Raw genomic sequence first — 15,543 nt, forward strand, 5'->3', positions numbered from 1 at the left:
CGCCCGGACGAGCAGCCTCAGGGCAGGCACGACAGGATGTCCCTCCTTCCGCCCGGGCGTCAGGGCCGGGAACCGCCGGGACGGCGGCCCGTTCCCAACGGCAAGCGGCGGCTACGCCTTAAAGGATAATGCCTTGGCCCTAGCTGGGGAGGCCTGCCGCTTCTGTTAGTGTGCGAGTGCGTTCCGAAGCGAAGCTGATGCGGAGTCCCATAGCATGCCCCAACGCCTGACCGCGCTGCGCTCGGACCGCGGCGGCTGCCCGCCGCCCCGCATCCTGCTCTACAGCCACGACACCTTCGGCCTCGGCCATCTGCGCCGCTCGCGCACCATCGCGCAGGCGCTGGTCTCGGCCTTTCCGGACTCCTCGGCCCTGATCCTGACGGGATCGCCGGTCGCCGGACGGTTCGACTTTCCCGAGCGGGTGGACCATATCCGCCTGCCCGGCGTGGTGAAGCGGCAGGACGGCCGCTATTGCTCGCAGAGCCTGGGCCTGCCGGTCGAGGAGGTGAGCGCCATGCGGGCGGACATCATCCGCGCGACCGTGCAGTCCTTCCGCCCGGCGCTGGTGATCGTCGACAAGGAGCCGACCGGCCTGCATGGCGAGATGCTGCCGGCGCTGGAGCTGCTGCGCGCGCTGGGCACCGCCAAGGTGGTTCTGGGGCTGCGCGACGTGCTGGATTCGCCGGACGCCCTGCGGCCCGAGTGGGAGCGCAAATGCGCGCCGGCGGCGGTGGACCGCTATTACGACGAGGTGTGGATCTACGGCCTGCGGCAGGTGTTCCGGCCGCTGGCCGGGCTCGATCTGCCGCCCGAGGTGGAGGGCCGGCTGCGCTACACCGGCTATCTGCGCCGGGGCTGTCCGGCCGACGTCGCCGACGCCGTCCGGGGCGATCCCTATGTGCTGGTGACGCCCGGCGGCGGGGGCGACGGTGCCGCCCTGGTGGACTGGACGCTCGCCGCCTACGAGAACGACCCCAGCCTGTCGCCGCGTGCGCTGATCGTCTACGGCCCCTTCCTCGACGCGGCGCTGCGCCGGGACTACGCCAAACGGATCGCGGCGCTGGAGGGCCGGGTCGAGGCGATGGACTTCCATTCCCGCATGGAGGAGCTGTATGCCGGGGCGGTGGGCGTCGTCGCCATGGGCGGCTACAACACCTTCTGCGAGATCCTGTCCTTCGACAAGCCGTCGGTCATCGCGCCGCGCACCCGGCCGCGCATGGAGCAGCACATCCGGGCGGAGGCGGCGGAGTCGCTGGGGCTGGTGCGGATGCTGGATACCGCGCGCGACGGCACCGCGCCGCAGGTGATGGCCGAGGCGATCCGCAACCTCGTCCACCAGAAGCCGCCTTCGGCGAGCCCGGTCGGCGACCTGCTGGGCGGCCTGGAGAACATCGTCGCCTTCACCCGCGACCTTCTGGAGGACGCCGAGGAGCACGCCCCCCGTCTGGCGGTCCAGGGCAGCCGCGGCTAGCCGGGGTGGAGAGGAGAGCACGGGAATGAGGGACGGGACGACGCCCCCGCTGCGGCTGGCCGTGGTGGTGAAGGGATACCCGCGCCTGTCGGAGACCTTCATCGCGCAGGAACTGCTCGCCCTGCAGGAGCGCGGGATCGTCTTTTCCATCTGGTCGCTGCGGCATCCGACCGACAGCCGGCGTCATGCGCTGAACGAGCGGATCACCGCACCGGTCCATTACCTGCCGGAATATCTGTACCAGGAGCCGCTGCGCCTGCTGCGCGCCCTGCCGCGGCTGGATCTGCGCCGGCTGTGGGCTGCGACGCGGGTCTGGCTGCGCGACCTGCGCCGCGACCCGACGGCCAACCGCGGACGGCGGTTCGGGCAGGCGATCGTGCTGGCGGCGGAACTGCCTGCGGACGTCACCTTCCTCTACGCCCATTTCCTGCACACCCCCGCCTCGGTCGCCCGCTATGCCGCCCTGCTGCGCGGACTGGAGTGGGGAGTCTCCGCCCATGCCAAGGATATCTGGACCACCGAGGCGTGGGACAAGCGCGAGAAGCTGGCCGAGGCCCGCTTCGGCGTGACCTGCACCGCCTCCGGCGCCGACCATCTGCGGTCGCTGGCCGCCGACCCGGGACGGATCGACCTCGTCTACCACGGGCTGGACCTCGGGCGGTTTCCGCCGCCGCCCGACCGCTCCGGCGCGCTGGTGCGCGACGGCTCCTCCGCCGGGCGGGCGGTGGAGATCCTGTCGGTCGGCCGCCTGGTCGAGAAGAAGGGCTATGACCGGCTGCTCGACGCGCTGGCGCGCCTGCCGGCCGGGCTGCACTGGCGCCTCGTCCATATCGGGTCGGGGCCGCAGCGCGACGATCTGCGGGCGCAGGCGGCGCGGCTGGGACTGACGGAGCGCATCGAGTGGCGCGGCGCGCAGGACCAGGCGGCGGTGATCGAGGCGCTGCGCCATGCCGACCTGTTCGTGCTGACCAGCATCATCGCCGGCGACGGCGACCGCGACGGGCTGCCCAACGTGCTGATGGAGGCGGCAAGCCAGCGGCTGGCCATCCTGTCCACCGCCGTCTCGGCGATCCCCGAATTCATCACGGACGGCGCGCAGGGCCTGCTGACCGAGCCGGAGCCGGACGCCATCGCCGCGGGGCTGTCGCGCCTGCTGGGGGATCCGGGCCTGCGGCTGCGGCTGGGCGAGGCGGCACAGGCCCGGCTGACCGCCGAGTTCGGCATGACCGCGGGCATCGACCGGCTGGTCCGCCGGCTGGCCGGCGCCGGGAGCACGGCCACGGCATGACCGGAGCGCTGACGACGGGCCGGCCGGTCGCCTTCTATGCGCCGCTGAAGGCGCCCGACCATCCGGTGCCGTCGGGCGACCGGCAGATGGCCCGGCTGCTGCTGCGGGCGCTGGCCCAGGCGGGGTTCCGGCCGGAGATCGCCAGCCGGCTGCGCAGCTATGACGGGCGCGGCGACGCGGCGGCGCAGCGGGCCATCGCCGGCGATGCGGCGGCGGAGCGCGACCGGCTGCTGCGGCTCTACCGCGAGGAGCCCGGGCGGCGGCCGGCGCTGTGGCTGAGCTATCACGTCTATTACAAGGCGCCCGACCTGATCGGGCCGGCGGTAGCCGCGGACCTGGGCATCCCCTATGTCGCCGCCGAGGCGTCGCGGGCGCGCAAGCGGCTGGACGGCCCGTGGGCGGGGTTCGCCGCGGCGGCGGAGGCCGCCATCGACGGCGCGGCGATGGTGCTGTGCGTCAGCGAGCGCGACCGGCAGGCGGTGGAGGCCTATGGACCGCCCGGCCAGCGGGTCGGGCGACTTCCCCCCTTCCTGGAGCTGCCGCCGCCGGTGGAGCGGCCCTGTCCCGGCGAGCCGCCCCGCCTGCTGACCGTCGCGATGATGCGGCCGGGGGACAAGCTGGCCTCCTACCGGCTGCTGGCCGGGGCGCTGGAGCGGATCGCCGGGCGGCCCTGGCGGCTGGACGTGATCGGCGACGGCACCGCGGCGGACGAGGTGGCGGCCCTGCTGGCGCCGTTCGGCGAGCGGGTCCGCCGTCACGGGCTGCTGCCGCCGGAAGCGCTGTCGCCCTGGTACGCCGCTGCCGACCTGATGCCGTGGCCGGGACTGAACGAGGCCTTCGGCATGGTCTATCTGGAGGCCCAGGCGCACGGCACGCCGGTGGTGGCGGTGGACAATGCCGGCACCGGAACGGTGATCCGCCATGGGCTGGGCGGGCTGCTGACGGCGCCCGACGCGGAGGATTTCGCCAGGGCGGTGGCGGGGCTGCTCGACCGGCCCGAGCGGCTGACCGCCATGCGGCGGGACGCCCGCCGCCATGTCGAGGCCCATCACAGCCTGGAGGCCGCGGCGGAGCGGCTGCGCCACCTGCTGGGGAGCCTGCTGCCATGAGCGGCGCGAAGCGGCTGGCGCTGCTGCGCCATGGCGTCACCGAATGGAACCGCCAGGGGCGGATCCAGGGGCGGACCGACATTCCGCTGGACGAGGAGGGGCGGCGGCGGCTCGACGGCCTGTCCCTGCCGGAGGAGTGGCGGGCGGCGGCGCTGCACGCCAGCCCCCTGTCCCGCGCGGTGGAGACGGCGGAGCGGCTGGGCGGCGGCCGGACCGTGCGCCGTGACCCCCGCCTTGCCGAGATGGGCTGGGGCGACTGGGAGGGGCGGCGCGGCGTCGACCTGCGGGCGGACCCGCAGTCCGGTTACCGCGACCTGGAGGAGTGGGGCTGGAACTTCCGCCCGCCCGGCGGCGAGAGCCCGGCGGAGGTGCGGGAGCGGCTGTCCGGCTGGCTGGCCGACCTTGCCCGGATGGCGGAGCCCGCCCATCTGGCGGTGACCCATGTCGGGGTGATCCGCGTCCTGCTGGCGATGGCCTGGGGCTGGCCGTTCCGGGGGGCGCCCCCCTTCCGGGTGAAGCGCGACCGGCTCTATGCCCTTGCCCTCGACCCGGATGGCACGCTGCGGCCGGTGTCGCCGCCGGAGGGAGACAGACTGCCATGCGCCTGATGATCGCCGTCACCCACCTGCTGGGCAGCGGGCACCTCGCCCGCGCCCTGGCGCTGGCCGAAGCCTTCGCCGACGCCGGCTGGACCGTCGAGGTCGCCAGCGGCGGCCGGCCGGCGCCCCACCTGCGGGCGGCCGGGGTGACGCTCCACCAGCTTCCGCCGCTGGCGAGCGACGGCGCCGACTTCTCCACCCTGCTGACCGCCGATGGCCGAGCCGCCGACGCCGCGGCGCTGGAGGAGCGGCGGCACGCCCTGACCGCGCTGGCCGACCGGCTGCAGCCGGATCTGCTGGTGACCGAGCTGTTCCCCTTCGGCCGGCGGGCGCTGGCCGGCGAGTTCGAGGCCCTGCTGGAGTGGGTGGCCTCCCGGCCGCGCCGGCCGCTGGTGCTCGCCTCCGTCCGCGACATCCTGGCGCCGCCCTCCAAGCCGGCCCGGGTGGCGCAGACGGAGGCACGGCTGCTGCGCTTCTATGACGGGGTGCTGGTCCATTCCGACCCGGCGGTGATCCCGCTGGAGGCGAGCTGGCCGCTGACCCCGGTCATGCGCGGGATGCTGCACTATACCGGCTTCGTGACCCCCCCTCCCCCGCCGGCGGAGGATGGGGAGGAGGGCCGCGGCGAGGTCCTGGTGACGGCCGGCGGCGGTCCGGTCGGCCGGGCCGTGTTCGAGGTGGCGGCGCGCTGCGCCGCCGCCGGGCCGCCGGGACGGCGCTGGCGGCTGCTCCATGCGCCGGGCGACGCCGCCTTCGCCGACGGGCTGCGCGGGCTGGCGCCGGAGGACCGGCTGGTGGTGGAGCCGGTGCGGCCGGACTTCCGCAGCCTGTTGAGCCGGGCCGCCGCTGCGGTCGGGCGCTGCGGCTACAACACGGCGCTGGACTGCCTGGCGCTGGGCGTGCCGAGCGTCTTCATCCCCTTCGAGGACGGGCGGGAGACCGAGCAGGCGACCCGCGCCGCCATCCTCGCCCGCCGCCCCGGCATCGCGGTGCTGCGCGAGGCGGCGCTGACCCCGGCGGCGCTGGCGGCGGCGCTGGAGGGCGTGCTGGGCATGGCGCCGGAGCCGCTCGCCCCCGCATCGCTGGCCGGGGCCGCCAACAGCGTCGGGATCGTGGAGCGGCTGATGCGGGAGCGGGAGCGATGATCGACGGTCACTCGGGCGGCTGGCAGGCGTTGGACGAGGAGCTGGCGCGCTGGGCGGATCTCGGCCGGCGCTGCCCGGTCTGGCTGCGCGACGACGACGCGGTCGCCGACACGCCAGCGCTGCGCCGGCTGCTGCGGCTGTGCGGCGACGCCGGCATCCCGCTCGGCCTCGCCGTGATCGCCGCGGCGGCCGAGCCGTCGCTGATCGACCCGCTGGCCGAGCCGGCCGGTGGCCGGCCGGAGGTGGCGCTGCTGGTCCATGGCTGGGCGCACGCCAACCACGCGGCGGCCGGCGAGAAGAAGTGCGAGTTCGGGCCCGGCCGGCCGGCCGGGGCGCGCCGGGCGGACGCCGTCGCGGCGCTCGACCGGCTGCGCGGCCTCTACGGCGAGCGGCTGCTGCCGCTGTTCGTGCCGCCGTGGAACCGCATGGCGCCGGACATGCCCGACCTGCTGGCCGGCGCCGGCTTCCGCGCCGTCTCCGCCTTCGGCGACCGGATCGCGGCGGAGCGGCCTGCGGGGCTGCGCTGGCTGAACACCCATCTCGACCTGATCGACTGGCACGGCGGCCGCTCGGCCGTCGCGCCGGAGCCGCTGCTGGACGCGCTCCGCCGGCATCTGGCCGACCGGCGCGAGGGGCGGCGCGACCCGGAGGAGCCGATCGGCCTGCTGACCCACCATCTGGTGCATGACGCGGCGATCTGGGGCCTGCTGGAGGCCCTGCTGGACCGGCTGGCCGGACATCCGGCGCTGCGCTGGCCGACCGTGCCCGAGATGATGGGGCCGGAGATGATGGGGGCCTGAGGCGGCGGGAGCCTGAGCCGGCCCGGCGTCACAGCGGCAGCGGCCCGTCGTTCTTCACCTCCTCCATCACCGCATAGGTCCGCGTCTCCTTCACGCCGGGCAGCGGCAGCAGCACGTCGCCGAGGAAGCGGCGGTAGGCCGCCATGTCGGCGACGCGCGTCTTGACCAGATAGTCGAAGCCGCCGGCCACCATGTGGCATTCCAGCACCTCCGGCGCGTCGCGCACGGCGGAGACGAAGCGGTCGAAGACGTCCGGCGTCGTCTTGTCCAGCAGCACCTCGACGAACACCATCAGGCCGAAGCCCAGCCGCTGCGGGTCGAGCCGCGCGCCGAACCCGGTGATGTAGCCGTCCTTCTGCAGGCGGCGCAGCCGCTCGCCGGTGGTCGTCGGGGACAGCCCGACCCTTTCCGCAAGATCCACGGCGGCGATCCGGCCATCGACCTGCAGGATGTTGAGGATGCGCCGGTCGATCTTGTCGAGGTCCGCCATTTTTGCGCCCAAGGCCTGTTTCTTCCGTAAATCATCCGGAGTTTCGCTTGAATGGTCTATGGAACCACGGAGCCGTTCCGGATAGGCTGCTGATACCACGCAGGCAAGAGCATCGCAAGGAGGACGGGAGAACAGCGCGAGCCTGGCCCAAGTCGTTTCCCCGAAATCGCCCAGCTTCGTCTGCCGGTCCATTGCCCCTGGTCTTTCCAGGGACACTATTACCGGAAGGACGGTGCGCAGATCCGGGGGCGGGCCGAAGAGCCGCCGTGATCCTCCCGCCGCCGCGGCGCCGCCTGAAGACCGTTCCCCGTGACCCCTCCCGGACCGACCCGGGGCTGCCGACCAGAGTGAAGGATGTCGATGAGCAACCTTGTGTCCTCCGCACCCGTTTCCGCCGCCCCCGCCCCTGCCTTCGTCGCCACCAGGGAACCGGTCGGTCCCGCCCCCTTCGCGGCCTTCGCCCCGCCGGTGCGCGAGCCGGACGCGCTGCGCGCCGCCATCACCGCCGCCTACCGCCGTCCGGAGACGGAGTGCCTGCCCTACCTGATCGAGCAGGCGACCCTGCCGGCGCCGATGGTCAAGGCGGCGCAGGACACGGCGCGCACCCTGATCACCGCGCTGCGCGGCAAGTCGCGCAACGGGGTGGAGGGGCTGATCCACGAGTACAGCCTGTCGAGCCAGGAGGGCGTCGCCCTGATGTGCCTGGCGGAGGCGCTGCTGCGCATCCCCGACCGCGCCACCCGCGACGCGCTGATCCGCGACAAGATCGCCGGCGGCGACTGGCAGGCCCATCTGGGCAACAGCCCGTCGATGTTCGTCAACGCCGCCACCTGGGGCCTGCTGATCACCGGCAGGCTGACCTCGGTGGCGAGCGAGCCGGCGCTGGCCTCGGCCCTGTCGCGGCTGATCGCGCGGGGCGGCGAGCCGGTGATCCGCCGCGGCGTCGACTTCGCCATGCGGATGATGGGCGAGCAGTTCGTCACCGGCCAGACCATCGACGAGGCGCTGGCCAACAGCCGGAAGATGGAGGCGGAGGGCTTCCGCTATTCCTACGACATGCTGGGCGAGGCGGCGACCACGGCGGCGGACGCCGACCGCTATTACGCCGACTACGAGCGCGCCATCCACGCCATCGGCAAGGCCTCGGCCGGCCGCGGCCTCTATGACGGCCCCGGCATCTCCATCAAGCTGTCGGCGCTGCACCCGCGCTATGCCCGCGCGCAGGCCGACCGGGTGATGGGCGAGCTGCTGCCGCGGGTCAAGGCGCTGGTGGCGCTGGCGAAATCCTACGACATCGGCATCAACATCGACGCCGAGGAGGCCGACCGGCTGGAGCTGTCGCTCGACCTGCTGGAGTCGCTGTGCCTCGACCCCGATCTGGCGGGATGGAACGGCATCGGCTTCGTCGTGCAGGCCTACGGCAAGCGCTGCCCCTTCGTCATCGACTTCGTCATCGACCTCGCCCGGCGCAGCGGCCACCGGCTGATGGTCCGGCTGGTCAAGGGCGCCTACTGGGACAGCGAGATCAAGCGCGCCCAGGTGGACGGGCTGGACGGCTTCCCGGTCTATACCCGCAAGGTCTACACCGACGTGTCCTACGTGGCCTGCGCCCGCCGCCTGCTGGGCGCCCCGGACGCGGTGTTCCCGCAGTTCGCCACGCACAACGCCATGACGCTCGCCACCATCTACCGCATGGCGGGCGACGGGTTCCGCGTCGGCCAGTACGAGTTCCAGTGCCTGCACGGCATGGGCGAGCCGCTGTACCAGGAGGTGGTCGCCCCGCTCGGCCGCCCCTGCCGCGTCTATGCCCCGGTCGGCACGCACGAGACGCTGCTGGCCTATCTGGTCCGCCGCCTGCTGGAGAACGGCGCCAACAGCAGCTTCGTCAACCGCATCGCCGACAAGGCCGTGCCGGTGGACGAACTGGTGGAGGACCCGGTGGAGGTCGCCCGCAGGACCGTCCCCGTCGGCGCGCCGCACCCGATCATCCGCCTGCCCGCCGACCTGTTCGGCGCGGAGCGCGCCAATTCCGCCGGGCTCGACCTGTCGAACGAGCGCACGCTGGCCGAGCTGTCGGAGGCGCTGGCCGCCAGCGCCCGGATGACCTGGACGGCCGCCCCGCCCGCCGCCGGGGGCGAGACGGGCGGGACCGCCCGGCCGGTGCCGAACCCCGCCGACCACCGCGACGTGGTGGGCACGGTGGTCGAGGCCACGCCGGAGACCGTCGAGGCCGCCGTCCGGCGCGCCGTCGCCGCGGCGCCGGGCTGGGCCGCCACCCCGCCGGCCGAGCGCGCCGCCTGCCTGTTCCGCGCCGCCGACCGCATGCAGGAGACGCTGCCGACCCTGATCGGGCTGACGATCCGCGAGGCCGGCAAGTCGGCCGCCAACGCCATCGCCGAGGTGCGCGAGGCCATCGACTTCCTGCGCTATTACGGGGCGCAGGTGCGCGACGGCTTCGACAACGGCACCCACCGGCCGGTCGGCCCGGTGGTCTGCATCAGCCCGTGGAACTTCCCGCTGGCGATCTTCTCCGGGCAGGTCGCCGCGGCGCTGGCCGCCGGCAACCCGGTGCTGGCCAAGCCGGCCGAGCAGACGCCGCTGGTCGCGGCGCAGGCGGTGCGCCTGCTGCACGAGGCCGGCGTCCCGGCCGACGTCCTGCAGCTTCTGCCCGGCGCCGGCGAGGTGGGCGCCGCCCTGGTCGGCCATGCCGCGACGCGGGCGGTGATGTTCACCGGCTCCACCGAGGTGGCGCGGCTGATCCAGCGCCAGCTCGCCGGCCGGCTGTCGCCGGAGGGCGCGCCGATCCCGCTGATCGCCGAGACCGGCGGCCAGAACGCCATGATCGTCGACTCCTCGGCCCTGGCCGAGCAGGTGGTGGCCGACGTCGTCGCCTCGGCCTTCGACAGCGCCGGGCAGCGCTGCTCGGCCCTGCGCATCCTTTGCCTGCAGGAGGATGTCGCCGACCGCACGCTGACCATGCTGAAGGGCGCGCTGCGCGAGCTGCGCATCGGCAACCCCGACCGGCTGGCGACCGACGTCGGCCCGGTCATCACGGCGGAGGCGCGCGACGGCATCCAGGCCCACATCGACGCGATGCGCGCCAGGGGCCGCCGGGTGGAGTCGCTGCCCCTGCCCGCCGAGACCGCCCACGGCACCTTCGTCGCCCCGACGATCATCGAGATCGACGGCATCGGCGAACTGCAGCGCGAGGTGTTCGGCCCGGTCCTGCACGTCCTGCGCTATCGCCGCGACGAGCTGGACCGGCTGATCGACGCGATCAACGCCACCGGCTACGGCCTGACCTTCGGCCTGCACACCCGCATCGACGCCACCGTCGAGCGGGTGACGGAGCGGGTGACCGCCGGCAACCTGTACGTCAACCGCAACATCATCGGCGCGGTGGTCGGCGTGCAGCCCTTCGGCGGCCACGGCCTGTCCGGCACCGGCCCGAAGGCCGGCGGCCCGCTCTACCTGCTGCGCCTGCTGTCGCGCCGCCCGCCGCCCGACCTGCCGGTCAAGCCGGCGCCGGAGGCCGCGACGGCCCCGGCGCGGGCGTGGGCCGAGTGGCTGCGCGGCACCGGCCGCACCGCCGAGGCGGCGGCGGCCGAGGCGCTGGCCCGCCAGTCGCTTCTGGGCGGCGTGCTGGAGCTGCCCGGCCCGGTCGGCGAGACCAACCTCTATGCCCTGTACCCGCGCGGCCGCATCCTGCTGCTGCCGGCCAGCGAAGCCGGGCTGCTGCACCAGCTCTCCGCCGTCTTCGCCACCGGCAACGAGGCGCTGGTCGATGCGCCGGAGGCGGTGGCCGGGCTGCTGCGCGACCTGCCCGCCGGGCTTGCCGCCCGCGTCCGCACCGGCGGGGACTGGTCGGCGGCCGGCCCGCTGGCCGGGGTGCTGGTGGAGGGCGGCGGCGACCGTCTGGCCGAGGTGACCGCCAGGGTCGCCGCCCTGCCCGGCGCCATCCTGACCGTCCAGGGCGCGGCCGGCGCCGGCGACGATCCCGCCGCCTGCCGGCTGGAGCTGCTGCTGGACGAGCGCACCGTCAGCATCAACACCACCGCGGCCGGCGGCAACGCGAGTCTGGTGGCGGTGGTCTGACCGGTCGCCGGGCGGCCCCGGGCGCATCGTGCAGAGCGTTTCCGCCGCACAATGCGTCCGGGGCCGCCTTTTCCGTTTCCCGCCAGAGGGTTGCCGGTGGTCGTTCGCCTACGTTCGTTGTGCGTTGGCTGCACAACAGGCGGGGAGTTGGCGCGGCTGTGGCGGTGATGCGGGAAGAGTAGCCGGCGGCGGACGGGCGGACAAGGGGTGCCGGGAAAAGCCAGGGCTCCGAATCCAGGTTAACGGATTTTGGCGGCAAGGATGGCGTCGAGGTAATCGGTGTCCCATCCCGCCAGCTTTCGTCGGAGCTTGATGCTTGTCGCTTTGGGTTTGGCCGGTTTTTTGGTGGCGCGCCGCAGTCCCGAGCGCGGCCGGGCGGGTTCCTCGGCCTTGCGGACGAGATTGATGGCGAAATGGCGGACGACGGCCATGTTCTGAGCGCCATGTCCCTTGCGCAAGCGGGACTGGTCGTCGGTGAAGACGACGTCGAGAACCCAATGCAGCCGGTTCTCGATGCCCCAATGCCCCCGAATGGCCTCAGCCGCTGCCTGGGCGCTCAGCGTGGCGGAAGAAACGTAGTAGCGGGTGTCGAAGCGGCAGCGGTCCTTCAACTCGGCTTTGCTGCCAACCCGAATGATCGAGGCGACGGCGGGCAGACGCACCTCGCCGGGGAAGCGGCGCTCGCCGGTCAGCCAATCGACCTCGCGGGCGACCGTGACCGTGCGCTGCTCGATCCGGCCATGGCCCTTGTCGATGTCGGTGGCGTGCTCGAGGGCCACGTCCGGGGCCTCGGCGAAGTAAGTTTCGATCTCATCGCGCAGGGTCGGCTGGTTGGCCTTGACCGCCAGCAGGTAGTCGGCCCCGGCGTCGCGGATGGCTTGGGCGATGGTGGCGTTGCAGGCGATGGCGTCGATGGTCACGATCGCTCCCGTGAGGCCGCCGTCGGCCGCCAGGCGCTCCAGAAGAACGGGAATGGCCGCGAGTTCGCCAGCCTTGTCTTCGACGGCTTCCTGCCCGAGCACCAGACGGCTGGTGGTGGCGAAGGCCGACACCAAGTGGAGAGGGGCTTGAGCGCGGCTGCGGTCATGGCTGCGCCGCGAGGTCTTGCCGTCGATGGCGACAAGCTCGGGGCGGTCGGGCCAAGCCTCGCGCACCCAGGCTGTGAAGCAGTCCTGGAACAGGCACGGGTTGATCCGGTTCATGAACACGGTCAGCCAGCGTCCGCTCGGCACCCCGTGATGGTAGGGCTGAAACCGCCGCAGAAAATCGAGCCGGGCTTCGCCCCACGCTGCGATCGCCTCATAATCCTCACAATCGGCGATCGTCCCACAGACCGCCAGAAGCAGAATCTCCGGCAAGGGATAGGCCACCCGCCACGGATCGCGCGGATCGTCGATCAGCGAAAAATGATCCAGCAGCGCCTTCAGACGCGATTTCTGACCAAATTCGGCTGCGATGGAACTCATGGCACGGCACCCCCGATCCGGTTCGGCCCCACCGAATCAGAAACCGTGCCGTTCGTAAACCAGCGTTAACCCGACTTCGGAGCCCTGCGGGAAAAGCCGGCCGCGAGGGGAAAAAGCCGATGTCGCATCCCGCGGGGCGTGTGCTATGCTGCGCCCGCCGCCGCTGCCGTGCGAGCGGTGCGGTACCCGCGAAAACCCCGGACCCGCTCGCAGCGGACGGGCCGTTGATTTTCCAGGGGTCTTGGACATCGTTGAGAACGAAACGGAACCGGAAAACCTGACCGGACGGTCAGGATCGCGGACCGCTCGAATCCGCAGCCGATTCGGGCGGCTTTTCAACAGGGTACGGGGTACCCTGTCTTCCCAGGCAGCAATGCCTGGGCCTCATTGAAGCAGGTAGGCTTGATACGCGAGGAAATCCCACTGTTCGTCTTCCCAGGCAGCAATGCCTGGGCCTCATTGAAACGAGTAGCTCCAGACCTTGACCTCGGCGCCGTTGCGGACGCCTCCCGACAGGGGGGCGTCCGCTCGATTTCCGCCGTCGCGGCGGGGACGGGGGACCCGTCCTCGCCGCCCGTCCTCGCCGCCCGTCCTCGCCGATGGACGGGCCGGTGCCCAGCCCTCCACCCTCGATCCCCCCTCAGCCCTCGACCAGGGCCAGCACGCGCAGGGGGCTGCCGGAGCCGTTGCGGATCTTCAGCGGGGCCGCCAGGATCAGCGCGCCGGTCGGCGGCAGCCGGTCGAGGTTGGTCAGGCATTGCAGGCCATAGCGGCCGGCGCCGTGCAGCAGAGTGTGGGCCGGATAGGCGGGGTCGAGCAGATGGGCCTGGCCGGCGTCGGTGCCGATGGTCTCCACCCCGAAGCCGATCACCTGACGGTCGAGCAGACAGCGCACCGCCTCGGCCGAGGGGCCGGGGGTGTGGGCGCCGTCCTCGCGGCGGTTGGTGTAGGCGTCGCCCTCGCGCTTCGACCAGTCGGTGCGCAGCAGGACCCAGGCGCCCGCCGGGATGCGGCCGTGCGCGGCCTCCCACGCCTCGATGTCGGCGGGAGTCAGCAGGAAGTCGGGATCGGCCGCCGCCCGGGCGGAACAGTCGATCACCACCGCCGGGGCGACGAAATCGCGCGGCGGGATGCTGTCCACGCTGTTGTCCGGCAGGTCGCGGCCGGTCACCCAATGGACCGGGGCGTCGAAATGGGTGCCGGTGTGCTCGCCCACCGTGAAGTTGTTCCAGTACCAGGCGACGCCGCGGCTGTCATAGCGCGAGATCTCCTGCATCGAGAAGCCGGCGCACTGGCCGAACTCCGGCGGCAGGGCGATGGTCGGGGTGTCGGGGGACAGCGGCTGGGTCAGGTCGATCACGCGGATCGCGCCGGACGACAGGGCCTGGGCGAGGGATTGAAGGGTACCGGACATGGATGAAGCCTCCGCTGTGGGGGAACGGCCGTTGGCGGCCTGTTGTGGTTGAGGGCGGTCAGCGCAGCGACTGCGCCAGCAGATAGCCCGAGCCGCCGCCGAGGCCGGGGCCGGGATGGGTGGAGGCGCCGATGTGGTAGAGCTTCGGCACCGGGGTGCGGTGGTTGACCGAGTCCTTGAAGGGCCGCCACAGGAAGAACTGGTCGATGCCGCAGAACCCGCCATAGGGATCGCCGCCGACGAGGTTCATGTTCAGCGCCTCCAGGTCGGCCGGGGAATAGCAGCGGCGGCCGAGCACGCTGTCGCGGAACCCCTCGATATGGCCGGCCAGGATCGCCTCCACCCGGTCAGCGTAGCGCTCGCGCAGTTCCGCCGTCCATCGCCCGTCCGGAGGGGGCGCGATCTCGCCCGCCGCGTCGCCCTTCACATGGCGCGGCGCCTCGGGAAGCTGCAGCCACAGGATGGCCTTGCCCTCCGGGCAGCGCGAGGGGTCGAGTGCGGTGGGCTGGCCGACGCAGATGGTCGGGGTGGCCGGCAGCATGCCGCGCACCGCCTCGTTCGCCGCCTTCGACACGCCGTCGAGGCCGGGGGTGAGATGCAGCAGAGCCACCTTGTCGAGCCCCGGCGCCCTCCAGGCCGGCGGGCGGGACAGCGCATAGTGGATCTGCATGTTGCCGTTGCCGTAGCGGTAGGCGGCGGCCTTCTCCCGCTGCTCCGGCGGGACCGGCGTGTCGGCCAGCAGGCGGCCGTAGAGCTGCGTCGGGGTGACGGAGCAGATGACGCCCTGCCCCGCCTCCAGCCGTTCCCCGTTCGCCAGCAGGACGCCGCCGGCCGCCCCCCTGGCGTCGCGCAGGATGGCCGAGACGTCGGCGCCGGTGCGGATCTCGCCGCCCTGGTCGGCGATGAGGGCGGAGAAGGCGTCGAGCAGCGTCTGCGCGCCGCCCCTGACGATGGGGGCGCCGGCCGCCTCCAGCGCGAAGGCGATGACCTTGCCCATCTGGCCGGAACAGGCCGATTCCGGGCCGAGGCCGGTGTGCAGCACCCAGGGCGCCCACAGCGCGCGCAGCTCGTCGGAGCGGTAGCCGCCCTCCAGCCAGGCCCGCGCGGTGCCGAGGCTGTCGCCGAGGAAGCCGGCAAGGCCGCGCAGGCCGCGCCGCCACATCTCCTTGGCCATCAGCCGGGCGGTGGCGCCGGACCAGAGCTGCCCGCCCAGCAGGGCGAAGAGCAGACCGGCCTCGCGCTCGATCGCCTCGACGTCGGCTTGGTGGCGCCGGCCGTCCCCGGCGGCGAGCGCCTCGAAGGCGGAGACGTTGGCGGCGCGGTCGGTGCGCAGGACGGCATGGCGGCCGTCCGGCAGGAGGACCCCGGTCGGCGTGTCGGTCCCGGCGAAGGAAAGCCCCCGCCGTTCCAGATCCGCCGCCAGCGCCGCATAGGCGGGGGAGGTGACGAACAGCACGAAGGTGGTCGCCATCACGTCGTGGACGAAGCCGGGGACGGTGACCTGATCGGTCAGGATGCAGCCGCCGATGCGGTCGTTGCGTTCCAGGATGAGGACGCGGCGGCCCTTGCGCCCGAGAAGAGCCGCCGCGACCAGCGCGTTGATGCCGCTGCCGACGATGATGTAGTCCGGCCTTGCCATGCCTGTCCCCGCTCAGCGGTTGGAGAA

The 15,543-nt window shown here is 73.0% G+C and carries 11 protein-coding genes; 7 read left to right on the forward strand and 4 right to left on the reverse strand.

The window, feature by feature from the left end; translation table 11 throughout:
- Positions 1-214 precede the first annotated feature (214 nt).
- From DEW08_RS26235 to DEW08_RS26260, 6 genes are read left to right on the forward strand one after another with little or no spacing between them, the layout of a single operon-like run.
- On the forward strand, positions 215-1,471 hold the full coding sequence (locus DEW08_RS26235; RefSeq protein ID WP_109332898.1) for a glycosyltransferase family protein: 1,257 nt from the start codon (positions 215-217) through the stop codon (positions 1,469-1,471).
- Between the two features lie 25 nt (positions 1,472-1,496).
- Positions 1,497-2,759, forward strand: a complete 1,263-nt coding sequence (locus DEW08_RS26240) for a glycosyltransferase family 4 protein (RefSeq protein WP_109332899.1) — start codon at positions 1,497-1,499, stop codon at positions 2,757-2,759.
- The gene (locus DEW08_RS26245; protein WP_109332900.1) at positions 2,756-3,868 is read left to right on the forward strand and encodes a glycosyltransferase family 4 protein; all 1,113 of its coding nucleotides are present in this window, start codon (positions 2,756-2,758) and stop codon (positions 3,866-3,868) included. The genes DEW08_RS26240 and DEW08_RS26245 overlap by 4 nt, the downstream gene beginning before the upstream one ends.
- Entirely contained in the window at positions 3,865-4,476 is a 612-nt protein-coding gene (locus DEW08_RS26250) for a histidine phosphatase family protein (RefSeq protein WP_109332907.1), read from the forward strand. The genes DEW08_RS26245 and DEW08_RS26250 overlap by 4 nt, the downstream gene beginning before the upstream one ends.
- Positions 4,467-5,612, forward strand: a complete 1,146-nt coding sequence (locus DEW08_RS26255) for a glycosyltransferase family protein (RefSeq protein WP_109332909.1) — start codon at positions 4,467-4,469, stop codon at positions 5,610-5,612. Before DEW08_RS26250 ends, DEW08_RS26255 begins: the two co-directional genes overlap by 10 nt.
- The gene (locus DEW08_RS26260) at positions 5,609-6,412 is read left to right on the forward strand and encodes a polysaccharide deacetylase family protein (protein WP_109332911.1); all 804 of its coding nucleotides are present in this window, start codon (positions 5,609-5,611) and stop codon (positions 6,410-6,412) included. Before DEW08_RS26255 ends, DEW08_RS26260 begins: the two co-directional genes overlap by 4 nt.
- A gap of 28 nt (positions 6,413-6,440) precedes the next feature.
- Here the strand turns inward: DEW08_RS26260 and DEW08_RS26265 are convergent, their stop codons facing one another.
- A complete protein-coding gene (locus DEW08_RS26265) occupies positions 6,441-6,902 on the reverse strand; it encodes an Lrp/AsnC ligand binding domain-containing protein (protein WP_109332913.1) in 462 nt (153 codons plus the stop codon).
- A 360-nt stretch (positions 6,903-7,262) separates the two neighbouring features.
- Between DEW08_RS26265 and putA the strand changes: the two genes are divergently transcribed.
- Positions 7,263-10,997: a trifunctional transcriptional regulator/proline dehydrogenase/L-glutamate gamma-semialdehyde dehydrogenase gene (putA, locus tag DEW08_RS26270; RefSeq protein WP_245987003.1), complete on the forward strand. Its 3,735-nt coding sequence runs from the start codon at positions 7,263-7,265 to the stop codon at positions 10,995-10,997.
- A gap of 239 nt (positions 10,998-11,236) precedes the next feature.
- On the opposite strand, the gene DEW08_RS26275 is transcribed toward putA, so the two are convergent.
- The 3 genes from DEW08_RS26275 to DEW08_RS26285 all read right to left on the reverse strand — a co-directional run bounded on the left by DEW08_RS26275 (position 11,237) and on the right by DEW08_RS26285 (position 15,516).
- Positions 11,237-12,463 (reverse strand): ISAs1 family transposase, encoded by a 1,227-nt coding sequence (locus DEW08_RS26275; protein WP_109326513.1) that lies wholly within the window; start codon positions 12,461-12,463, stop codon positions 11,237-11,239.
- A 640-nt stretch (positions 12,464-13,103) separates the two neighbouring features.
- On the reverse strand, positions 13,104-13,877 hold the full coding sequence (locus DEW08_RS26280) for a cyclase family protein (RefSeq protein WP_109332917.1): 774 nt from the start codon (positions 13,875-13,877) through the stop codon (positions 13,104-13,106).
- Between the two features lie 58 nt (positions 13,878-13,935).
- A complete protein-coding gene (locus tag DEW08_RS26285) occupies positions 13,936-15,516 on the reverse strand; it encodes a phytoene desaturase family protein (RefSeq protein ID WP_109332919.1) in 1,581 nt (526 codons plus the stop codon).
- Positions 15,517-15,543 lie beyond the last annotated feature (27 nt).

Origin of the sequence: Azospirillum thermophilum (genome assembly GCF_003130795.1) — a bacterium.
Taxonomy (GTDB): Bacteria; Pseudomonadota; Alphaproteobacteria; order Azospirillales; family Azospirillaceae; genus Azospirillum; species Azospirillum thermophilum.